29 protein-coding genes and 1 pseudogene are annotated in these 21,826 nt (G+C 38.2%); 3 read left to right on the top strand and 27 right to left on the bottom strand.

What is annotated here, in order from left to right; all coding sequences use genetic code 11:
* The first annotated feature begins 120 nt into the window (after window positions 1–120).
* Together PZE06_RS22135 and PZE06_RS22130 are read left to right on the top strand one after the other, a co-directional pair.
* Window positions 121–420, top strand: a complete 300-nt coding sequence (locus PZE06_RS22135; protein ID WP_306421312.1) for a YolD-like family protein — start codon at window positions 121–123, stop codon at window positions 418–420.
* Complete coding sequence (locus tag PZE06_RS22130; protein WP_225310787.1) at window positions 421–792, top strand: YhjD family protein; 372 nt, start codon at window positions 421–423, stop codon at window positions 790–792.
* Window positions 793–804: 12 nt separating this feature from the next.
* Here PZE06_RS22130 and PZE06_RS22125 read toward each other — a convergent pair whose 3' ends face one another.
* From PZE06_RS22125 to PZE06_RS22095, 7 genes are read right to left on the bottom strand one after another with little or no spacing between them, the layout of a single operon-like run.
* Window positions 805–1,470 carry a peptidoglycan recognition protein family protein gene (locus tag PZE06_RS22125; protein WP_151025928.1) on the bottom strand — a complete coding sequence of 222 codons (666 nt, stop codon included), beginning with the start codon at window positions 1,468–1,470 and terminating at the stop codon, window positions 805–807.
* Entirely contained in the window at window positions 1,470–1,871 is a 402-nt protein-coding gene (locus tag PZE06_RS22120) for a phage holin family protein (RefSeq protein WP_191963559.1), read from the bottom strand. The genes PZE06_RS22125 and PZE06_RS22120 overlap by 1 nt, the downstream gene beginning before the upstream one ends.
* 15 nt (window positions 1,872–1,886) lie before the next feature.
* Window positions 1,887–2,069, bottom strand: coding sequence for a hypothetical protein (locus PZE06_RS22115; protein WP_151025926.1), 183 nt, complete (start codon window positions 2,067–2,069; stop codon window positions 1,887–1,889).
* 20 nt (window positions 2,070–2,089) lie between these two features.
* Complete coding sequence (locus PZE06_RS22110; RefSeq protein ID WP_151025925.1) at window positions 2,090–3,778, bottom strand: phage tail protein; 1,689 nt, start codon at window positions 3,776–3,778, stop codon at window positions 2,090–2,092.
* Window positions 3,779–3,826: 48 nt separating this feature from the next.
* Window positions 3,827–3,982, bottom strand: a complete 156-nt coding sequence (locus PZE06_RS22105; protein WP_191963558.1) for a hypothetical protein — start codon at window positions 3,980–3,982, stop codon at window positions 3,827–3,829.
* A gap of 14 nt (window positions 3,983–3,996) precedes the next feature.
* Window positions 3,997–4,368: a hypothetical protein gene (locus tag PZE06_RS22100; RefSeq protein WP_151025924.1), complete on the bottom strand. Its 372-nt coding sequence runs from the start codon at window positions 4,366–4,368 to the stop codon at window positions 3,997–3,999.
* Between the two features lie 33 nt (window positions 4,369–4,401).
* On the bottom strand, window positions 4,402–6,324 hold the full coding sequence (locus PZE06_RS22095) for a cell envelope integrity protein TolA (protein WP_151025923.1): 1,923 nt from the start codon (window positions 6,322–6,324) through the stop codon (window positions 4,402–4,404).
* Between the two features lie 235 nt (window positions 6,325–6,559).
* On the opposite strand from PZE06_RS22095, the gene PZE06_RS22090 reads away from it, so the two are divergent.
* The gene (locus tag PZE06_RS22090; protein ID WP_170943523.1) at window positions 6,560–6,724 is read left to right on the top strand and encodes a hypothetical protein; all 165 of its coding nucleotides are present in this window, start codon (window positions 6,560–6,562) and stop codon (window positions 6,722–6,724) included.
* Between the two features lie 23 nt (window positions 6,725–6,747).
* Here PZE06_RS22090 and PZE06_RS22085 read toward each other — a convergent pair whose 3' ends face one another.
* The 20 genes and pseudogenes from PZE06_RS22085 to PZE06_RS21990 form a co-directional block, all read right to left on the bottom strand.
* Complete coding sequence (locus PZE06_RS22085) at window positions 6,748–6,879, bottom strand: hypothetical protein (RefSeq protein ID WP_263641576.1); 132 nt, start codon at window positions 6,877–6,879, stop codon at window positions 6,748–6,750.
* Between the two features lie 2 nt (window positions 6,880–6,881).
* Window positions 6,882–7,013, bottom strand: coding sequence for a hypothetical protein (locus tag PZE06_RS22080; RefSeq protein ID WP_263641575.1), 132 nt, complete (start codon window positions 7,011–7,013; stop codon window positions 6,882–6,884).
* Window positions 7,014–7,024: 11 nt separating this feature from the next.
* The gene (locus PZE06_RS22075; RefSeq protein WP_151025922.1) at window positions 7,025–7,771 is read right to left on the bottom strand and encodes a phage tail domain-containing protein; all 747 of its coding nucleotides are present in this window, start codon (window positions 7,769–7,771) and stop codon (window positions 7,025–7,027) included.
* A complete protein-coding gene (locus PZE06_RS22070; RefSeq protein WP_151025921.1) occupies window positions 7,768–11,133 on the bottom strand; it encodes a phage tail tape measure protein in 3,366 nt (1,121 codons plus the stop codon). Before PZE06_RS22070 ends, PZE06_RS22075 begins: the two co-directional genes overlap by 4 nt.
* 168 nt (window positions 11,134–11,301) lie before the next feature.
* Window positions 11,302–11,610, bottom strand: coding sequence for a phage tail assembly chaperone G (gene gpG / locus PZE06_RS22065; protein WP_151025920.1), 309 nt, complete (start codon window positions 11,608–11,610; stop codon window positions 11,302–11,304).
* A 52-nt stretch (window positions 11,611–11,662) separates the two neighbouring features.
* Window positions 11,663–12,232, bottom strand: coding sequence for a major tail protein (locus PZE06_RS22060; RefSeq protein ID WP_151025919.1), 570 nt, complete (start codon window positions 12,230–12,232; stop codon window positions 11,663–11,665).
* A gap of 15 nt (window positions 12,233–12,247) precedes the next feature.
* Window positions 12,248–12,571 carry a hypothetical protein gene (locus tag PZE06_RS22055; RefSeq protein ID WP_151025918.1) on the bottom strand — a complete coding sequence of 108 codons (324 nt, stop codon included), beginning with the start codon at window positions 12,569–12,571 and terminating at the stop codon, window positions 12,248–12,250.
* The gene (locus PZE06_RS22050; protein WP_151025917.1) at window positions 12,568–12,981 is read right to left on the bottom strand and encodes an HK97-gp10 family putative phage morphogenesis protein; all 414 of its coding nucleotides are present in this window, start codon (window positions 12,979–12,981) and stop codon (window positions 12,568–12,570) included. The genes PZE06_RS22055 and PZE06_RS22050 overlap by 4 nt, the downstream gene beginning before the upstream one ends.
* Window positions 12,978–13,337: a phage head closure protein gene (locus tag PZE06_RS22045; protein WP_151025916.1), complete on the bottom strand. Its 360-nt coding sequence runs from the start codon at window positions 13,335–13,337 to the stop codon at window positions 12,978–12,980. Before PZE06_RS22045 ends, PZE06_RS22050 begins: the two co-directional genes overlap by 4 nt.
* Window positions 13,318–13,602, bottom strand: coding sequence for a head-tail connector protein (locus PZE06_RS22040; RefSeq protein WP_151025915.1), 285 nt, complete (start codon window positions 13,600–13,602; stop codon window positions 13,318–13,320). The genes PZE06_RS22045 and PZE06_RS22040 overlap by 20 nt, the downstream gene beginning before the upstream one ends.
* Window positions 13,602–13,868 (bottom strand): annotated as a pseudogene (locus PZE06_RS22035) (fibronectin type III domain-containing protein); the annotation flags it as partial. The pseudogene PZE06_RS22035 and the gene PZE06_RS22040, both read right to left, overlap by 1 nt.
* A gap of 10 nt (window positions 13,869–13,878) precedes the next feature.
* Window positions 13,879–15,033 carry a phage major capsid protein gene (locus PZE06_RS22030; protein WP_151025914.1) on the bottom strand — a complete coding sequence of 385 codons (1,155 nt, stop codon included), beginning with the start codon at window positions 15,031–15,033 and terminating at the stop codon, window positions 13,879–13,881.
* Window position 15,034: 1 nt separating this feature from the next.
* The gene (locus PZE06_RS22025; protein ID WP_151025913.1) at window positions 15,035–15,790 is read right to left on the bottom strand and encodes a head maturation protease, ClpP-related; all 756 of its coding nucleotides are present in this window, start codon (window positions 15,788–15,790) and stop codon (window positions 15,035–15,037) included.
* On the bottom strand, window positions 15,771–16,997 hold the full coding sequence (locus tag PZE06_RS22020) for a phage portal protein (protein WP_483314082.1): 1,227 nt from the start codon (window positions 16,995–16,997) through the stop codon (window positions 15,771–15,773). The genes PZE06_RS22025 and PZE06_RS22020 overlap by 20 nt, the downstream gene beginning before the upstream one ends.
* A gap of 12 nt (window positions 16,998–17,009) precedes the next feature.
* Window positions 17,010–18,719 (bottom strand): terminase large subunit, encoded by a 1,710-nt coding sequence (locus tag PZE06_RS22015; protein ID WP_151025912.1) that lies wholly within the window; start codon window positions 18,717–18,719, stop codon window positions 17,010–17,012.
* The gene (locus PZE06_RS22010) at window positions 18,716–19,234 is read right to left on the bottom strand and encodes a phage terminase small subunit P27 family (protein ID WP_151025911.1); all 519 of its coding nucleotides are present in this window, start codon (window positions 19,232–19,234) and stop codon (window positions 18,716–18,718) included. Before PZE06_RS22010 ends, PZE06_RS22015 begins: the two co-directional genes overlap by 4 nt.
* Window positions 19,235–19,342: 108 nt before the next feature.
* Window positions 19,343–19,714, bottom strand: coding sequence for an HNH endonuclease (locus tag PZE06_RS29890; RefSeq protein WP_151025910.1), 372 nt, complete (start codon window positions 19,712–19,714; stop codon window positions 19,343–19,345).
* Entirely contained in the window at window positions 19,704–20,117 is a 414-nt protein-coding gene (locus PZE06_RS22000; RefSeq protein WP_151025909.1) for a hypothetical protein, read from the bottom strand. The genes PZE06_RS29890 and PZE06_RS22000 overlap by 11 nt, the downstream gene beginning before the upstream one ends.
* 60 nt (window positions 20,118–20,177) lie before the next feature.
* A complete protein-coding gene (locus tag PZE06_RS21995) occupies window positions 20,178–20,498 on the bottom strand; it encodes a hypothetical protein (protein ID WP_151025908.1) in 321 nt (106 codons plus the stop codon).
* Between the two features lie 61 nt (window positions 20,499–20,559).
* On the bottom strand, window positions 20,560–20,823 hold the full coding sequence (locus tag PZE06_RS21990) for a hypothetical protein (RefSeq protein ID WP_151025907.1): 264 nt from the start codon (window positions 20,821–20,823) through the stop codon (window positions 20,560–20,562).
* Window positions 20,824–21,826 lie beyond the last annotated feature (1,003 nt).

The raw sequence follows: 21,826 nt of genomic DNA, 5'->3' as shown, positions 1-21,826 counted from the left end.
AAGCAAATAGAAAAAAACTAGCCTTGGCATAACATCACCCCCCTCTTTTAGATGGGGTATTTTTTTGTCATAAAAGTAAAAAATTCTCTCCTTTTTGCAATTTAATATTCTACATATTATATGAATAGAATGATGTTGCCGGAACACAAGGAATTGCTTATCAAAATGGACCAAGATAAAAAGAAAGTTGTTAAACCTATACTTGATGAGCAGGAACTTGAGCAAATAAACATTGATATTTATAACTCACTTAATTACACCATGACCATAAAGGCGACAATTTGGGAGGATGGATATTTTAAAGGCATTGAAGGCATAGTCGACAAAATTGATTACGTCAGTAAGACCTTATTAATCGATACAGACAAGGAGATATTAAGAATACCGATATGTAACATTAGTAAAACGGAGATGATCTAGATGCTTAAAGAGGACGATCATAAAATCATAGAGCAATCCATTTTATTGCCAATGCTCCTTACCATACTAGAGAGAGATAGAATGATTTTTGAACAGTTACCTGTTAAGCTTAAGCCGCCTTATTTAAATCTCATTGAAAAAACAATGAAAGTTGTTCAAAAGGATCTTAAAGATGTAAAACTTAAAATGAAAAAGGGAAATATGAAGGCATACGAAATATCAAGAGACTCAGGTTTTACAGGATATATGTTTGTGTGTCGTGGATTTGAAGAACAGCATAACTATTTCAACCTAAATATACGTAATAAAATAGAAATATTGTTAGAGCATTATTTAAATAAACACTCAAATGCCCCTACTCAAAAAGAGTAAGGGCTTTAGCATTTACAACAATCGACCATTAAGCACCAAGTTAAGGTACTCAATTTCGTCAAATGTCAGATTCTTAGCTGCTGCTTTCTTCTCCCACTCGTCCGAGGATAAAATACCTTTTACCCTTGCTTTTTTATAAATCTCTGCAGCTTCTTTCCATTGCCAATCTTTCCAATTTGGTTTCATTCCACTCAACTTCCTTTCAGGTGTTTTAGTTTTAGGATTCAAATTTGCTAGTATCTCAGCCTTTAAATCTGCCATCCTAAAGTTTTTACCAGGGCAAGCAGTAGCAGCTAAATCACGATGGCCAAGAACATCATTAATCTGCAATCCATGCTCTTTGATTAGTTTAGCGATCAACCATCCGCCAGCCTTAACCTGTGCATCCGTCATCTGTTGCTTATCAAAATCCCCTTGAAAGCAAACTCCTAGCGTGTCACTATTACGTCCTGAGCAATGAGCACCTACATTTTTCCCTCTTCCCTCTTGGATACGGCCATCTTTGCAAATTAAGTAGTTGTACCCTATGCCTGCCCATCCTTTAGAGTTTTTGTGATAATTGTGTATCTCCATAATGCCCCACGTTGGGTGCGCAGGATGATGACAGACGACCTTAGTAACTTTTTTTATAGGGGTAAGTTTGCCCTTAAAAGCCAGTTTTGGCTTTTCTATTTGCATCACTTTCCATCCCCTTTACCTTGCAAAATAGCAACAGCATTTTTGAGTTGTTCCGGCACTTTCAGGCCAGTACGACCTGCATTTTCTATGATGGATAACAACTCATTCCCCAAATAAAAAAAGATGATCGCATTTTGAATCATGCTACCATCTCCAATCGATTTATCTACTAAATGTCCTACAGCAACTAAGCAAAAAATCATGATTTTTTTAGCAATTCCTTTAAACCCAATTTTGCTACTCAACTTGCCCTCTACACCGCTAGCAAGCAGTCCGCTTATATAATCTATGATGACAAGAGCAAGCAATATTTGCAGCAAGATACTCCACCCCCCGAATAAATAACCGACAATGGCGCCTGTTCCAGTCGCCCCAACTTTATAAAAGATTTCCCAATTCATTATTTTGCTCCTTTCTTAATTCTCGTTTTTAACTTCTTCGTGCCATCCTGCAAGAGCGTGCTTCTGAAAACCATTATTACCCACAGATATAAATAATGTTTGAGGATTGTTCAGCTTATTCGCAAAATCCTCAGAATTAAAATCCGGAATGTTCGCTGTGATATTCATACCCGTATTTAATGTAAATGTGATGATCATATTTTTTACCTCCTAATATTTTAACTCCACGACGTAGGTGAATAAGTTGCTGTTCTTCCATTTACAGTTGCCCTTAAGCCACCTGTTGACGTGATTTCAAATGATATATCCTGATGACTTAAAGCGTTTTTTGCGAAGCGTGAAGCAGTGTAACCACTTAATGACCCTGCTTGGTTTGCCCAAGCAACATTTGTAGGTCCATTACTACCCCATATAATTCTTCTTGCTGTACCTAGATTGACTACAGTACTTGTAAATGTCATTTGGTTTGCGTAAACATCGAAGTTACCTAATGAGCTTAATTGTAAACCGTCACCGTAAGTCATTAACCAAGTATCTAACCCATTAAAACGTATACTTGCGAACCTACCTCCACCAGCTCCAATCGTAAGAGTATCTGCAACATTTGTAATCCCTGACAACTCAATTCTACTGGCTTGAAGCTTTATAGTCTCAGGTGACTGCACAATCGCAGAAATAACACCATTACGTTCGACTTTCGTCGCAATTTGCCCAGCTTGAATGCTTAGCTGAGACTCTGCATTTCCGACTCTATTACCTAATTGATTGACACTAAACACAATATTATCTGCCCTTATATTTACGGCAGCTACGGATTCCTCCACGGCTTCAACAGATAATTTAATGTTGTCGGCTTCGAGCTCTAGTGTCGCTATAGATTCATTAACCTGTTCTACTTCCATTGTGATTCGCTCATTGGTCTGTTCAAAGCGAGAACGTGTTTCCTTTTTATTTTGGTCGATTTCAATCCGCTGCTGAGTGAGAATATCGCTAAACGTCTTTTTACGATTTTCGATTGTAACCGTTGGCGCTCTTTTACTAAATGGAAACCATTTGCGAGCTGCAATCCTTGTCTTAATATCCATACCTAGTGGTTCATAGATTGTCCAAATGCTATCGCCTAAGTTAGCCTCAAAGTCTAGTTGAGTGACTTCGACCTCTATGGATATGTCAGGCTTATCATTTAACTCTTGCTTAAGCCTGTCTAGTAACGACTCGGGAATCGAATACCTATCATCCCTAACAGGCTCTGCATGTCTCTCGCCGTAGATTGCAACCATAGGCGATGTGTACGTAACCTCTAGACCCTCAGAGCCAAATCCTTTTATAACAGTCCTCAGATTGCTCGTATCAACCGATTTTTTGAGTGTCTTAACGTTGTGCCTATACCGAAACTGATTATCCGTGTCTGTGCCTATCCGTTTATACAGTTTTAGATGCTTTCCAGGCATGATCTTAATCTCGCAATCTAGGGCATTACATGCATCACGGATGAGTTTAACTGCATTGTCCTCGCCAAAGTTGGATAGCACTACATAGTTGGTAACATCGACATTTTCAAAAGTCCACCCAGAACCGGAAAGGATAAAATTAAAAATGTCATCGGCTGACTTGGTGCCGCCCATATAGCCATAAATTTGATGCTCAATCAAATCGAAAAAGATGTGTAAGGCGCTGTCTACTTGCTTTCTTTTATTGACTTCAACGATTTTTTTTACTCGAAATTCATGGCCATCTAGTTCTATTAGTGACTCTTCTTCCAGCAACGGGTAGGCATGAGCGTTTTCCGGTGATAACACAGCAGCAAAGGAAATACTAAAATCCCCGTTTACTTCTTCATTTACAACTGCATTTTGAATATTAGTTAAAGCCTCTGTGTTGCCATGTAAGTCCGTTACAATAAGCAATAAAAATACACCTCCTTCAAGGTGTTAAGTGGTAAAGTATATCGTAAATTATGCATCGGTATTTAATGCAGCGATTAATTCGTTATACTGCCCCTGGGTGATGCGATCACTTAACAAAAAGATATCTAATTTTAGCAACATATCATCTTTTGTCCCATAGCGACCATTAGCAATTAACTTTTTACACGCATCATAAGTATTCAAGATATCACCCTTCTTTAATTTAATCCAAGTTCTAACTTGGTCAATCTAAAATCCAGTTCCACAGAGTAAGCAATAGTCTCAGCTAGTTGTTCCTCAAATGGTTTATTTGGGATTATTGGTTCCTCTGGATTTTCCGGATTCGGGTACTCAAATGTTAACTCCTGTGTTTCCGGATCAACTTTAAACAAAGTTCCCTCTTGAAAACTCTGTGCATATTCCCCATCCCTAAGAACTAACAACGCTATTGATTCTTTAGTTCTGCTATTTAGGGATTTAAATGATTCATAATCTTCATCAAAGTTAGGTTCAAGATTAAAGTTATATCGAGATTGATGAATCACTTCTCCTGATGTTTTTACATAATAAATTTTTGCAACTTTATACATTTTAAAACCCTCATTCGTAAATATTTACTAGATTTAGAATCCTGTAAAACCAAATATTTCACATTCGTAATCGTAACCTTCACGGAGAACAGGTAAACGAATGATTGGATTATACGGACTAACAATAGCATCACCCACATTTACCTTAAGGTTATAAGTAGCAGAGCTTTTTGTAGTTCCATTAAAAGAAGTCGCTTTAACAGTTCGAGAATAAAAATAGTCTCCTTGATCTTGGAAAGTTGTTACTGCAATATCATTCGAAGTGCTAAGAGATTGTGATTTTAATACAATTACCGCAGGATTAAAAGAAGGCGCATTAAACTCTACATAAGGTAAACTTACTACATTTGTGTTTCCTGCATATTCAAAAATTCCAACATCATAATCATTACTTCTTACATAAACATTTTCATATTTGACATTACCTGATTCAATATTTCTGATCAGCATGATTAATTCTTCTAATGAGTTGTTTATGTTGGCATCATAAACACCTTTATCCATTAGAGCTGAGATAAATGAATTTTTTAAAGATAGTATTTTATCTACCATTTGCTGTCCAGTATCGCTCGGTAACAAAGGTTCGCCAATAACGTTTGCGATACCATTTTTAACGCTACTGGCAGAGGACTTTAAATCATTATAAGCTGTTTCCATAGAGATCCCATTCGACATATGCACGTCTGATGCTTTAATATCACGATTAATGGTTTCGTACCATTCATCCCAATATGGAGTTCCATCTGAATCAATATAGGCTGAACGTACTGCATATTCTTCAGCAGTAGCTCCTAAATACTTTTGAACTATATGGTTATCACTCAATCTATATACTTCAAGCAAACTAGGAGCCCCTACAGAATGACCGTTAAGATGAGTCATTGTAGCGTAAAGTCCTGTTTCAAGTACGGTATCTAAGTTCTGATTTCCTATAGGTATAATAGTAAATCCTCCACCGCCTATTTCATTACCATCTGAGTCAACAGGCTTACCTTGAGCGTTTAATAGGGCTATTCCGTTAGGGGTACCCAATAATGACGTGTAATAGTCATTCATAATTTGTAAATCTTGTAGGGTAGCAGCTCCTACATCTTCTGCTGTTAAAACAATATTAGGTCCTTGCTTACCATTGACGCTGGAAACCGTTCCGTCCACACCGCCTACTGCCAGTAACCCCCAATACTCAGAGTCACCAGTAGCGTTAGGCTCATTACCTTGTGTATCTTGCAGAGCGATATAAGCGTTTTTACCATGTCGGACAACATTGTTTTTCTTGTACTCGGTTGCTTCGTTATAAGGCTCAATATACCTAGTGTTATCTACTACTGCTTGGGCACCTTCTGTGGCTTCCTCAGCGTTACTGATGGCTGTTTGAGTATCAGACTGTCTTTGGGCTTCCTGTTGTTGTCGGACAGCTTCTGCTTCCTGTCTAGACGTCTCAGCTTGCACTCTAGCTGTCTCCGCTAGTATTCTATCATCCTCATTTTGCTGTCTCTCACTCTCAGCTACTTCCCTCTCTTGCTCGGCTTGAGTGACAATCTCAGTAATTTCAATTGCATCTTGTGTAGCTTGTCGAGTCTCAGCTATAGCTTGTGCCACATCGGATGCAACTTGATTAGCATTATCGGCAGCCGCATTAGCCGCCTCTGCCGCCTCATATGCGTCCGTGGTGGCTTGTTGAGCATCAGCTAAGATTCTCGGTCCATCACCAAGAACCTGCTCAATAAGCGTTTGCTCATTGTCTGACGGGATGTAATCTGTCGTTGGATCATTAAGCACCTCGTACCTAAACGGAATTGTTGAGACACGCCCATCTGCGTCATAAACTTGGATAACCGCCTCAACTTTACCTTTAACCTCAAGCTCTGTCGTGCCTAGCTTAAATCGGATAGTGTTAATGCCTGTTACCTCACCTACTGTGATGACTGCCTGTTTATCAGGGCGTGTGGAGGTCATGGTAAAGGCGGAACCATCCTCAATGTTGTAGATCCTACCCTCGTCGAATACACGGAAAATAAAAACAACCGTGTCATTTTGTGTCACGGTTGGTGTGCGTATAGCTGTTTTGCTTTTAATGTCTACGTCGATTTCAAAGACATTTTGTAATGGCATTTGGTTCACCTGCCTTAAATTTTTAAAGGAAAATCCTCCCTTTTTGTCGAAATAGGACGATGGAAGGGAGGTGTTCTTAATGATGGAAGATTTAATTAGCGATATTTTGAAAAAACACGGGATTGAAGATGAAAAACTCGCTGCCGCCTTAACAGAGATTTTCGAAATTCATACAGAAACCGTTAAAGACAGTATAGTGACAGACTACCAAAATCAATCAATTATTAAAGGCTATACTCCTTAATAAAAAAAAGAGAACATAGGGAGTTATTTACCTTCCTCGTTCTCTTTAAGCCTTTGGACTTCCTGTTGAATTTCTTCTGTTGTCAAAATGCCCTTGTTTTCTAATACATTGATGATCGCCTTGTCTACTAGAACACTAATAAACGTCTTAGTCATGCTCACTCACTCCTTTCGCTTTTTAACTCAATGCAATTTGCTTTAATATGGATTATATCCTTTGTATGCAAAATCATTGAATTTCCAACTACCGTTAACACAAAATTTTCATCAAAAATGTGAATTGGCTCCATTGGTATCCCTCCTAAATATAATAAAACCTCGTTCGAATAGTAATCTCGTAATCCTCTGCATTAAGAATCTCTATGTCATTCCAACCAGGAACAAATTTAAAAACTTGACGATTAGTCTGGCCAAAGATGCTAATCCCGTTTTTAGTTGACCTAATCCCTTTTAAACAAATGACATCATCCTCGTCTGTAGAGCCGTTATATCGCCACTCTTGCCCTGTTGTATTGTTTCGGATGGTTAACCCCTGAGACACCCCTCTAAACTCAATCTCCGTCTCCTGCTGAGTCACCATGTCGATATCTACATCGCCTATATTTTGGAGGGTAAAGTTTGATGTGTGTCTAAGCTCGACTTTGTTGATGGATTCGGCATAAGGTGATGGTGAGACAAAATCTAAGTCAATAGTACCCATGCTAGGTGTTACTTTTTCAGGCGCATATTTAGAAGCAGTTCGCACTTTCCACCTCTTTTGAGAATGACGATCATCAATTAAATAAAAATAGCTCTTACCATTAAAGAGCTTGTAAACCTCGTCTCGCAGTCTTGTAAAATCAACAATATTGGTTGCCTCAATCAAGTAAGTAGCTGTCATGGTGCGTCCTTCGTAATTGATTTCGACATCAATATGGCCATCTGCTCCCTCTGCATTCTCAGATTCGACTCTAGGGGAGAGTGAATCTATCATAAAGGACAAGTACGTTAAACCGTATTGCGTTAGGTCATATTGCTTGTTGTCTAAGGTTTTAATTATGAGACTCATGGGTTCACCCCGTTTACGATCGCTCTATTTGTAAAGCGAGTGTTTAATTCTTCTTCGATGATATCCACCATAGTATAAGCATCGTGCACATTATTCCCCTGATAATTGAGAACAACATTAACTGATGGAGAAGTATTATCTTTTTCCATTGTTTTTGCGATCATAGCACCTATTGTACCAAGAACCTGATCGTTTAATGGCAATGCAGCCTCTGGACCAGCCTCACCAAAACCTTTAAGTCCATAAGGTGTATTAAAAATAGTTGGCTTTGTAAATATAGCGCCCTTTGCATACCAATCCACTGTTAGTTTAGGAACACTTGGTGGCTTTAAGCTAAACGAGCCATTAAGTTTAAAATGTGGCAACTTGGGCATCTTTATTTTTGGAAATTCTAATTTCAAATTCGAAAAGAATCCCTTGATATCATTGATTTTTTCGTCAATGAAATCTCTAGCTTCTTGAAAAGGTTTTTTAATTCCATCTTTAATTTCAATCCATTTTCTGCTTGCTGCTGTTTTCAAATCAGTGAATTTATTAACAGCATTTTTCCTCATTTCTTCGGCTTTCAACTTCACTACTTCTGATGTTAATTTCCACCACAAAGCTGCACCTTCTTTTATTTCTCCCCATTTTAATGCTGTTTGCTTTTTCAATTCCTCGAACCGATTGGAAGCATTTGTTTTTATTTCTTCTGCTCTCGACTTAACTTCTGTGGTAGTTTGTTTCCACCAGTTAGCAGCATCTGTTTTCATTTCCTGCCACTTCATTGATGTATCTTGTTTAAACTTTTCCCACTTTGTGAGGATTTCACCCGTCTCCCAATTCACATGGTTAACGTGTTCCTCAGCCTGAGCCTTTGCTTCATCTACAACCATTTGGTGCATATCCTCTGCATGTTTGACTGTCTCATCTCGTTGTCTCTCGGCTTCGAATATCATTCTGTGGGCTTGGTCTGCTGTTATGGTACCTAATTCATCACGTTGCATAATAATATTTTGAACGACTTGATCATATTGTTCTTCTGCCGCTTGAATAGCCCCTTCTTTTTGTTCAATTGATTTTTTTACAACCTCGGCTGCTTGTTCAGCAGTTAAAGCAGATGCATTGGCTTTCATACGTTCCATAATGCTTTTAGCTTCGACTTCATTTTGAGAAAGGATTTTGATTCCATTATTAACCATGTTTTCTCTAATGTTGTTGATTTGAATTTCTTCGGAAGTAGTCAGTTCTCTTTTTTCATCATAAGCCTTTTGCATAATTTCTTTGATAATATTTTCACCGTTTGTAATAGCTTCTTGCTGCTGGGTATACTTATCGTTCATATTTTTAATGATTTCATCTTTTTCTTGCTGGCTAATCCAAACGCTTTCTTTCATAAAATCTTGCATGATTGTGAGTGATTCTGTACTTCTCTTTTCAAGGGCATCTCTCATCTGATCGGCCATTTGGCTAATGTTACTAGTCACAGCATCCGCAGTTTCTTTAGTAACTTCTTTTGAAGTTAAATCCAATTCTCTAAGGGCAAGAGTTGCTTTATCATTAAGATCTAAAAAGCCTCCGACAGCCTTTTGAGTAGCTTCCGAGACCTCTTCACCAAATCGCTCTATTTCTATTGATGGCTTTTTTAAGTCCTTAACTAATATCCCTATCCCTACTCCAATACCTGCAAGTGCAGCAACCGTGATACCGATAGGGCCAGTCAAAGCAGTGAATACCGCTGCTAAACCTCCAATTGCCGGAGTAGCTGCTGCCGCCCCTGTTGTAACCACTGCGATCGCTCCTGACAATGTTCCCAAACCTGTCATGATTGCACCGATTGAACTAATCAAGGTTCCCCCCACAACAAGCAGAGGACCGATAGCCGCGGCAATACCAGCTACCGCTAAGATGGTTTTCTGGGCTTCAGGAGATAAGGCTGCAAACTTCCTTGTCCATTCTGTGAGTTTTTCTAAAATGTTAGTGACGTATGGCAACAAATGTTTAGAAAGTGTAATTGCTAATCCCTCTAATGCACTCTTAAAGGAGTCGATATTCCCTTGGGTGTTATCAGTCATGGTATCAACCATTTCCATTAAAGCCCCGTTTGCTCCATCGATGTCACCTTTTAACCCCTTGTACTCATCACCTAGACCTTGCAATAAGTTATTAACCGTCTTAATCTGTTCTTTACCTGCGATCATGGATAAATATTGATTCCTTTGAGCCTCGGACATTCCATTGAGTTTACCTTTTAGCTCAAAAAGCACAGCATCAAGACCTTTAAAGTTACCTTCTGCATCAAAAGCGCTTAGCTTTAATTCATCCAACGCTTTTTTCGCTTGTCCAACTGGTGCTGTTAAATTAACAATAACGGATGACAACGCTTGTCCAGCTTCCGCCCCTTTTTGTCCACGGTTTGCTAATAACCCTAAGACGGCTGCTCCCTCTTCTAGTGGTACATTCAAGTTATTAAACGTACCACCGACTTTAAGATAAGCTTCCGCCATTTGGTCAATTTCGGTATTAGATTTCCTACTAGATTGAGCAAGCACATCCAAATATCGTGGCAATTGTTCAACTTTTAATCCAAGCGCTGACATAGAATCCGTTACTAAATCCGATGCACGACCTAAATCTAAGTTACCTGCTTCAGATAGGCGCAAGACAGGTTCTAGTGCTTTCATTGACGTTTGAGCATCCCATCCAGCCAAAGACATGTATTTAAGTGCGTTCGCACTATCTGTGGCGCTTTTAGATGTCTTTGAGCCCATTTCCATCGCTTTCTTTTCCATTTCAGCGAATGTATTACCTGTAGCTCCCGAAATGGCTCCTACCTCACTCATAGCTTTTTCAAAGTCAATACCCGTCTTTACTGCTGCAGCACCTAATCCGACAATGGGAGTAGTTACCTTCATGGTCAAGTCTTTTCCGATGTTTTTCATGGTGTCGCCGACCTTGCGAAGACTTTCCCCAGCTGCATGCAACTGTCTCTGCATGATAAGCCATTGATTAGTTTGTTCCTCTATGCGACGGTTAACTAGGTTTAGTTGATCCTCTGTGTTTCTCATGGCCGCAACCGCATTATTATATTGAGCAGCTAATCTCATAGTTTGCTCAGAGTTTTCACCTGTGGCTTGGGCTGACTCTTCATAACGCCTACGTAACTCTTGCACTTTCTGTCTGTGGACTTCCATAGTGCGATTTAATACATCCGCTCTAGATCTTAATCCAGTTAAACTATTATCAAAACGCCCTGCTCCAGCTTGCGATGCCTTGAACTCCGAATTGACTGCTCGTAATCTAGCGTTAATATCTTGCATCCCTCTGGTAAAATCCGCGCTATCTAATCCCACAGATATCCTAAGAGAGCCAATGTCTGACATGTTCTCACCTCTCTTCTCAGAGGATTTGGTCTATATAAACTTCCGGTTCATTCGTTTCATTCGAAACCAATTCAAAATAAAAACCGATATCCATTTCATCGATTTCATTAAGTTTGTAGCCTTGTTTCATTAGGTTTTTATATAAGTTTTTAACAGATTCATAGGGTTCTAATTGTTTTTTGAGTCTGAGACACCCTCAATGCCTGATGTTGCCTCAGTAATGACATCCACAAGAGTGCCTTGCAACTTAGGGAGCATCCCTTTCAACGGTAGTCCATCTAGCAGTTCATCAACTGTAAACTGATTTTCAAAGACTTCGCATACAAACTCGGCTAAATTATCAATGGTCTCGTCGTCAAGCTGTGTCTTACCCTCCAACAATTTATTTAGTTTTAGCGCACGTCTCAGAATACGCCCTTTTACAAATGGCACAGCAAATGTTTTATTTTCGCCGTCTACAATCAATTCGATTTTCATAATTTATCCCTCCAAAATAAAAAGGGCAGCTTAAAAGACTACCCTTCAAAAATTAGATTTCATCTGTTTCTTGATATACTTCGTTGAACCAATTTGCAATGACAGAGGCATTTACACCCTCATCCGTGCTGCGAATTTTATATCTCCAATCACCATCAAAATCACGTTTTAGAAACTGCCCTACAATTGTAGGTGTTTGATATTCAATGTTTTCACCCTTAGTCTGATGGTTTTGTTGAGGCACGCTGAACTTCCCCTTTAACAACCACACAAACATTTCGCCACCATCAGAAGTGATTGAACTAAATCCAATCGCAACATACGGGGCAGCATCATCTGAGTTTTCTACCATTACCCCATCCTCATTAATGGCATGTCCTAATAAATCCGCTTCTACAGCAGTGGGTAAATCAGAAGTATTAATCGTAACCTCAGTCACACCTAGCGCTGAATCAGTAGCAGCAGGACCATCATCCGCATAAAGAGTTGCGGTATTAGAGTTTGTATTCATTTGGACTGAGATAGCAGGAGCTATTTTTTTAGGAGTTCCATAAGTAACTCCTGTATCATCGTCCTTTGTTAATTTTGCATAGTGTAAATTCTTCAATCCAACTACAGCCATTAGCTTTAGCCTCCTTTAATTCACATAATTAAAACGCAAAACCTTATGATAGGTCTTGGTTTCTTTTTCAAATGTTTCAGTTTCCATCCTTCTGACAAATCCCACAGATATAAGGAGATTTTTCACTTGTTTTGTAAGATTGGTATAATCCCCGTTACTCCATATATCTACTTGGATAGAGTGTTTCGTCTTTATTTCTTTATCATCTGCTCTTGTCTGACTGGTCTGATTAAATTCAAAGAATGTGATATATGTGTCTTCGTTTCCGTCGTAATTTAATGGTTCTACTGGTACGCCCAACGGTTTAAGAGTAGAAATAATTAAAGAGTTAAGACTCATAGCCCTAACTCCCTTCTAATGACTTCACCCATCTTATCTGTGACATTCCCGATGTTATTCTCGTAAGCTGGCCCCATAAATGGACGAGCTGCCATTGCTGGATATCTGTACCCTTTATTTTTACCTCTTGTAGCAACACCAGCTTTTCTTCCGATTTCTAAAAAATAGCCATAAAACCCTTTTCCCTGACCATCAACCCACACACTTACTTCATCGTGTTGAACCTTATCCGATTTCTGAATGTTTTTCTCTAAATTTCTGGTTCGTTTCGGGACATTTTCTACTACTTTTTGATACATTAAATCAACGCCAGCCATCAAAGCTTTATTTTTGGCTTCTGTGTTTAGTTGCACACCTATTTGATTAAGTTGACTCATAAGGTGTTCCATGCCTTCTAACCTTATACTCATATGATCTCCCTCCCAGCTATAGTGAGAGTTTTATTGGCTTCGTTGTCATTGATAACCGAAAGAACTTCGAGTTTCCTGCCTTTAAAAATAATCCTCAATTTTCTTCCTGATATCCATTTATCATGTATTAATTTAGAATATCGGAAAACAAATGAGTTTGTATTTTTAGCATGGGTGGTAGCCGCTTCATAAAACGCATAAGCTGACCCTTTGTCATTTAGAGTTTTTATCATTGCCCGTGATGAATGAAAATTTTTGTATCTTTCATCTTCGGGTAATGGAAAACCATTTTCGTTTTTAGCTTCGGGATCATACTCTTGAAAAATTACTCGGTGCCTAAAAAGTGCTGGATTCATCCGCATCACCATATCTTTTCAATTTCAAAATCAAACTTTGATAAGCAAAATTTAACTTATCAATTTTTATACTTGGATCTCGATTTTCATAATGAAGCGAGCAATAAAGCATGACTGCTAAATCATATCGCTCATCTTTTTCTTTTGGCTCCGGAACACCAGAGTCTTTTAGATCCAATTTTGCCGCATTAATTAAAAGAGCGAGGAAACCATCATCCTCGCTCTCATCAATTCTCAAGTATTTTTTTACTTGTTCTAGCATCATTAATCACCTTCTGCAGGTGCAGGCTCAGTTTCTACAGTAAAAGGGACGCTAAAAGCTGAAATCTGACCATTATTGGCGATTGCTCGTACCTTATATTCGTAAGAAGTCTCAGGAGATAAGTTGCTTTCAGAATATGATGTACCTACTCGCTTTCCAACACTTTGGTCATTTCTATAAATTTCATACTCTTTGATTCCCCCAGGATAACTCACCGCATCCCATTTAATAGATACGGATGTGTCTGTTTTAGACTGTACTGTTAACCCTTGGGGTGCATCAGGGTGTGCTAGTCACTTCGGCAATGCGGAATGCTGATTTTAACTTAATTTGGTGATCAAACCAAGCTGTTACAACAAATTGTTCAATGCCCGTTTTAACATCTTTATCACGCTCAAAAAGCTCCCCAATGTCGTAATTAAAGTGAGAGTACGAGAAATCACCTACTACTGGATTAACAGCTCCATCTGCAAAGATAACTGGTTTACCTAACACTTGCTCAGGTTGAGCTGTATAAAGAGTGGCGTTTCCGTTCGCTAAATCCTCGATAATTTCTGAGTAATCAGCAAAAGTCATGAAAATTTTAGCATTTTCTCTGTAATCTTCATGAAGATCGGCGATTGCTGCCTTAATTGCCTTATAAAGATTTACTCCTTGAACTCTTTTAATTGCATTTGCTCCTGTTTGGTAGAAGCTCATATGCTCTTCTCCTGCCTTTGGAGTTGTAGCAAAAGCTACTTTTTTCTCCTTAGCAGCTACCCCAGACTTTAAAGCATTTTCTACATGCTGTACTAGATTAGTATCAGTTCCATTTAAGACTGTCTCTGACACACCAGCAAATACTTTAAATTTATATCGACCGAAACTTACAGTATCACCTGTTAATTCTAACTCTTTTGCAGTTTCTTTATCTGCAATAAAATCATCATCGTCAAGAGTATAACTTAACTTTGGAATTTCAAGGTTAGTGATATTTGTTAAAGCTGAATGCCCGCGAAGTGGATTCTTAGCCAATGGTTCCATGATGATATCATTAGAAACTGTCTTCGGTAAGAACTTTCCTCCACCAGTAGTATCATCTCCTAAAGCTTGAAAAACCTCGGATGATACAGCTTTTTGACGCATAGTTGAACGAATTAACTCTGCTTTTGCTTTAATTACTTTTTGCTTAGGGTCTGCTTCAGAGCCTAAACCAAGGTTTTTCGTTTGTTGCTGTGCTGCAAACTTCTCTTTTTGCTCTTTTTCGAGTGTATCGTGCTGCTCCTTAATGACGTCAAATCGCATTTGCAAGTCTTTCTTTGAATCTTGCAACGCCTTGATATCCTCCATAGATGCTTTTGGGTCAACTGCTTTTTGAGCAAGTTCACTTTCAATTTTTTGTAATTGTTGACCGATTGTAGCCATGTCTTGTTTTAATTCAAATAAAGTTTTCATTTTATGACATCCCTTCTAAAATTGTATTAATGTACTCCGCATTGGCCTTAGACTCTTCGGCTATTTTTTGTCTCTGAGCCATTTCTTCGGCCGAAATTGTACTATTTTGTGGTTGTTTAAAAAGCTCCTTTGGTACATTCTTGTATTTCGCGAAGAGTTCATCGCTAATTGATGCGACCATATTGTTTTCAGCAAGCACCTCATCACAAAGCCCATACTCAAATGCTTCATCTGCAGACAACCAAGATTCTGCATCCAAAAGCTCTTTCAAAGTTTCTTCATCTAACTTATCACCTGCTTTTTGCAGATAAGATTGCATGGATGAGTTACTGATACGATCCAAATCATCTGCCGCTTTTCTTAATTCTTTCGCATTTCCCCATGTAAATGTCCATGCATTATGAATCATCAACATAGAGTTTTTTGGCATTAAGATTTCATCTCCTGCCATCGCAATAACAGATGCAATTGAAGCTGCCACACCATCAACATGAACAATGATTCTGGCATTATGACGCTTAAGCATATTGTGAATGGTAATCCCCTCAAACACACTGCCTCCCGGACTATTAATATAAAGATTAATAATCTCGATACCTTCGCCCAACTCGTCCAATTCGTTTTTAAACGTAATCGAAGAAACTTCTCCATATTCTTCCCAAGCATACTTCGTAATTTCTCCATAAATAAAAATATCCGCTGATTTACCATCATCGGATGCTTTCATGTTAAAAAACTTATTCTTTTGTTTCCCCATTCCCCTCACCTCCTTTCGATGAAGATTTTCTTAATGTTGGGTCCATTTCAATCGGATATAAATCACCCGATATCCAAAGTTCGTTCGCCTTACCACCTAATGGAGGCAAGTCTTCAAGTCGCCTCACTTCATCCGGCTTCATTCCTCCGCTCCTGAGCATGGCTTGATAAAAAGCTGTTCTGGCAGCAGTGTCTCCCCGAAGCAACCCACCAAGATTGAATTTAAAGTATAATCCACGCAATCGATCGGCTTTAGTGAGTAATTTTCTGTTAAATTCATGCTCATATTGCCTAACAATGGGAAGCAAAGTCATGTTAACAAACTGGATCATCTGCTGTTCGTTACTTCCAAAAGTACCGCCTTCTGAATCATTTAAAAAAGAAGCCGGAACATTAAAAACGTTGGCCACCCTTGAGCGAGTAATTCGCTCGGACGCCAACGTATCAGAAGCAAAGTATTGTTTTTTCATTTCGGTGATTTCTACACCGGGCTCTTTAAATAAAATACCACCATTTTCTTGATAAAATCGCTTAAAATGTCCTATGATCTCCTTTTGTTTTTCGGTATCGACGTTAGCTCCATATCCTAAAATAAATGATTCTTTTTTCTTCATTTCCGACAAAGAAAATTCTTGAACCGCCTTGTCGTATTCTAAAGTATTTTTCAATACATCTAATGGGCTGATTCCTGCCCATCTTGAAGTTCCTGTTATGTGTTTAACATGAATCATATTCATGTTGTGAATATAATGTGTTTTGGATGCTGAATTTACTTGATACCACAAAGAGTCATCATCTAAGTTAATAAAAGGTGTCACATAGCTGGAATCAATCGGAATAATTGCTTCTGGTTGCATTCTTATATCCCTTATGATTACTGCATAACCATTTCCTTTTTCATTACGAGCGACCTCTAATTTATTCAGCAAATCAAAGCTTGTCATATTCGGATTAGGATCATTAATAAGCGCATCAGCCGATTGATGGTCCGTAATCACATCATAATTTTGATGTAATTTAATCGGTAAAGCAGATAAGGTGTTCGATAACCTACTAATAACACTAAAAATCGTTTCATTTGTTGCTAATTTACTATTGTCTATCCCCCAAAAAACGCGACCGAACCAGTTAGAAAAGTCGTAAGTCAATCCTTTCCAACCTGAAACCGCACCTTTCGCAGCCATTTTAAATCGTTGATACCATTTCAAAGTCTCACCTCCTTAAAGGTCATTAACCGAAATAAAGCTGATATTTCCGCTTCCTGAATTCACTTGAGCAAATCGTGCCTGTACAAATGCGGTGATTATCGCTGCAATTGGATCAATCCGCTCCCTGGATTTAGCTTTTGAGAGTTTTATACTTTCATTCCCTGCCATATCTGTGATTGCATTTCCGACGGCCCAGGATAAAAGCTTATCTCCATCATGTGTTATCTTTTTTTGGTAGACGTAATCTCGAAACTCTTTTGTTGGTTCTGATAAAGTTTGAAATCCTTGTCGAATTTCAACTGTAGTTAAACCCTGTGCGGCCATATTCTGAGCAAATTGAGTAGCGCCATACGGGTCATAACAAAAGAGGATTGGATTTAATTCATAATCATTTATGAAATTTAATATCCAATCCTCTACATATCCATAATCAACTACAGCTCCAGGAGTAACATCTAGCCATCCTTTTTCGATCCACAAATCATAAGGTACTTTATCTTTTACTCTTCGTTCTGTTAATGCTTCTTCTGGCATAAAAGAATGTTGCTTAACGTGATGGCCATACTCTGTAGGAAAAACAAATCCCCCCGAAGTTAAATCGATTCGTTTTGATAAGTCTACACCGATGTAAACATCGCGGCCTGTTATGTCTAAAACTTCGTTTTCTCCAAACACTAAATCAAATCGACATGCTTTCCATTTGGATGAAGGGATATATCCTCCGACCTTCACATCTACCCAAATGTTCATGGTTTTGGTCATAAAGGATCTCATTTTTTCAGGTACGTCAAGAGCAGTCTTTAAGTCGGAACGGATCGATTCAATACCTTCTTCATAAGTGGCGACTATTGGGTTAGCTTTAATCCAATTTGATTCATCCTTAATGTCATCACCCGCATCCAGTTCACACACAATTGCAAAATAATCATCATTCTCGATATCATCGTCAGGATCTAAAATTCTACTGATATACTCGTACTCAATAAAACAAGGTCTGCTTAAATCAAATCCTGCTGTCGTAATCACAAACATTAATGGCTCTTTGCGAGCAACCATACCTGATTGCAATACATCGTATATTTCTGATGTAAGATGGTTATGATATTCATCCACAATACCTACTGATGGGTTCTTACCGTCACCTGTTTTTCGGGTTTCCCTGGAAAGTGGTACGATAACAGATCCATTTCTTAAAATCTCAATTTTTCCGTAAGCTTCTTTCCACTTACCGTCCAAAAGTGAACTGGATCCTATTCCTTCACGTACAGCAACATATACTTCATCTGATTGATCTTTCTGCCACCCTGCAATGTAAATTCTTTGTTTCTCAACTCCTAAAAAGGCAACATATGCGCCTACAATGGCCAGAAACTGAGACTTTGCATTTTTCCTCGCTAGTTGAATGTACACTTTTCGAAATCGACGAGCTCCATTTCTTTTCTTCTTAAAACAGAAAATATTGGTTGAAATGAAAAGCTGAAAATCTGTCAATTCTACAGGTTCTCCTGCTAATACCCCCTCAACGTGCTTAAACTCTCGGGAAAACCAATAGAAATCCTCACCTACTTCTTCGTCAAAGTAAAAAGGACTATCAGGATTGTTAAGACAATCGTTGTAGTCCCTCAAAAAGCGCTTTACTGCCCACTTATGCTTTTTACATGCTTTTATGCGACCTTCTAAAATATCATCGCAGTAAGCAAATACTCGCTCGAGTACGTTCATAGTCTGCCACCGAAGCGTCGTTCTGCCTCGCTTAACTCATTTCTTGTCGCTGGTTCAGGGATCACGAGTTTTAACCTGGAGGTGATAGTAAGACCTAAATCTGCTGCAGCTGATCGACATTCAGCAAAAAGTGATTTCTTCACCCTTTGCAATTTTGGATAGTGCTCGTTTGCAAATGTTAGTTTTTTTCCGTCAGGCATCTCGACAGTGTCAGTTGGTTTGATTTTCTTCAAATCTTTCACTAATTGGATATATTGGTATTTTGAATCAAGGTATCGAGCCAACGAATCTATATCTAATTCACTGAATATGTCAAGCGCCATTAACTTCGAAGATATTTCAATGAATTCTCTTTTCTGTGCTGCAGTTAAGTAACTAGGAGGTTCAATATTTTCCGCTGGACCTCTCATTTTTTGTTCATGTTTTTGACGGCTTTTTGCTTCTTCTTTTGTTATGTGGTTAGATCGTCCTTTTCCTTGGATTACACTTAAAGGCTGTTTATTTCTCCCGGCCATGCTATCACCTCCTTATTAAAAAAATTCTAAAAACGGATTTTTCTGCACAGAAAACTGCCCGTCGGTCTATACGGAATTTTATTTTTTACTTTTTTGGGAGGGGGGCTATCAATTCCCAGCTCTTTCTCTCCCCGTTTTTTTGTTATGACAAGATTGGCATAGTAGCCAAAGGTTATCTAAGGCTAGTCGCTTACTCCAATCCTGCTTTAATGGGATGATATGGTCCACGATGACACCCGGCACGATGCGCTCTTCTTTTAAGCACTGCTGACATAGACCATTATCTCTGGCTATCACGATGTCCCTAGCTTTACGCCACGCCCATGACTTATAAAAAGAGTTAGATTTTTTATCTCGCTGGTGCCGGTCATAATACTTTTGATTTTCAGATGATGCCTGCCTATGTTCAGCACAGTATTTTTCCTGAGTTAAATTTCGGCATCCTATTTTGTTGCATGGTTTAAGTGGTTTACTTGTCACAAAGTATCACATCTATTGGTTCGCCATCTGCGTATAGAGTCACTTTCTCTCTAGGTTCATTATGAATTATGCTTTTTACATCTCCTTGTTCACTTTCCGGATCCGCAAACTTTAAAAAAATATATGTCGGATTGATTTCTTGTGTATCCGTCTCCCAATCGAAGGAAACATTAATTTTCCCTTTAATCTCTTCGCCTTTATAAGTTACAAGCGGGACACTATTAATATCCTCTAAAGTAATTTTTAGTAATGGCGCATCTATTTTTTGCTTCGGTTTAAAATCTCTAGGCACAACTAGACCATCACATCTAGGGCACCGAATTCCATCTAATCTACAACCATGTCCAACAACAATTGTTCTACATTCTTCATCAAGACAAGCAAACTGAGTATGATACTTCATATTCTTTCATCCTCCTTAAAATAAAAACACCTCTAAAGAGATGTTACTTGTTCCTTTAACTTATTCTTCCCTTTCAACAATTCTTCTCGCTTCATCCATACTCTGTTTAATCAAAGCCTTTAATTCAGTTTCTTTTTTGGATAATGTTGCAAGTGTTTGTTCATCCATTTCTTTTACTGATCCGTGTAACTTTCTCATTTTTTTCTGAAGCTTCTTTGTTTCTTGACTTGCATAAAAGGCAATGTACTCATGCTTGCAATGTGGGCACCGAAAATAAGTTTTCTCAATTCCATTTTTCACTAGCTTTGTTTTGAGTTTGTTAATTGAAAATACCTTTTTACATCCAGCATCACATGTGGCTTGGATAGGTTTATCGCTCATTCTTTATTCTCCTTTCGCTCTTGACCTTAATGTTTCTGTTGACGAGTTTTATATTCAACAATCAGTTATCCTCAATTTCATCAAGAGTATTACTGAGTCCGCATTCAATACATTTGGATATGATATAAGGACCTTGATCATCTCCGTATATTTCTATTTCTTCCAACTCTCCACCGCATTCTGGACAAGTAGCTTTATCAATTTGATCTAATTCATCAGCCAATGCTTTTGCGTGTTTGGCAATAGCTTGTAACTTCGCTGAGAGTTTATCTGTTTCTGCATTTAGCCTAAAACGGAGGAAAGGCAAACCCCTCTTAAAAGCCATATAAGGCTCATATAGCCCTTTTAGGGGCTTGACCCTTATTTTAGTACCTTTCGTTGCCTTGATGGCAACAGAGACGCCTTAAAGGCGTTTTTAAAGCCCTTCAAGGTTTGCGTGTTTGGCAATAGCTTGTAACTTCGCTGAGAGTTTATCTGTTTCTGCATTTAGTTGAATAGTAATACTTCTTTTTGGTTTCTTTTCCATTTCTCTCACCCTTCTTTCTTCAAAATAAAAAGCACCCTCGAAAGGATGCTTAGTAATGTTTCATGTGATTCGATTTTTAATGTTCTTAAATCCTTATATATAAATGTTTTCTACCCTAGCAAATTCATTTGCTAGTATATTTTCTTTAATATTTTCTTTAATATTTTCTTTAATATTTTCTTTAGCGTTTTTGTATATAATGTAGGAAAAATTTTTATCGTACCACACCTGTAGGACGATATAGTACCACACCTGTAGGACGATATAGTACCACAATTGTAGTACGATATCGTACCCTAACTGTAGGACGATGTTATAGTACTACATATGTGGTACGAACAAGTTTTCGTATTTTAATTAAAACAGAAATAGATAAGCTTGTCCTCCCAAGAAAGAAGCATTAATCCCCTTTTCTACTCATAAATTAATATTGTAAGTATAAAACAAAGAAAGGGGATTAATATAATGACGTCAATCGAAGTGATATTACTTCTAGTATTACTAACGAAATGCATTAAGATTACTGTGATTGTAAAGAAGTAATAACCAGCCATCTTAACAAGGACAGAGCGCCATCTCTGTTCTTGTTTTTACGTATTTCTGTTCTCTTCTCTATTCGCTTCTGCATTCGTCTATACAATGTATGCTGTAATCTTAGATTCAATGAATATATTAATAAATTACTCAACTTTCGCAGACCAAATCAGGCAGGTAAGCCCTAATATAACCGGGTAAACCTGTAACCCATTGTGATAGTTGATTTTTAAGTAATTGCTGTGTTTGTTTATTCGTTTTCTTCAAG

Origin of the sequence: Robertmurraya sp. DFI.2.37, assembly GCF_029211245.1 — a bacterium.
Taxonomy (GTDB): Bacteria; Bacillota; Bacilli; order Bacillales; family Cytobacillaceae; genus Robertmurraya; species Robertmurraya methanolica_A.
The sequence above is the reverse complement of the archived record's forward strand: the minus strand, read 5'-3'. Positions and strand labels throughout refer to the sequence as shown.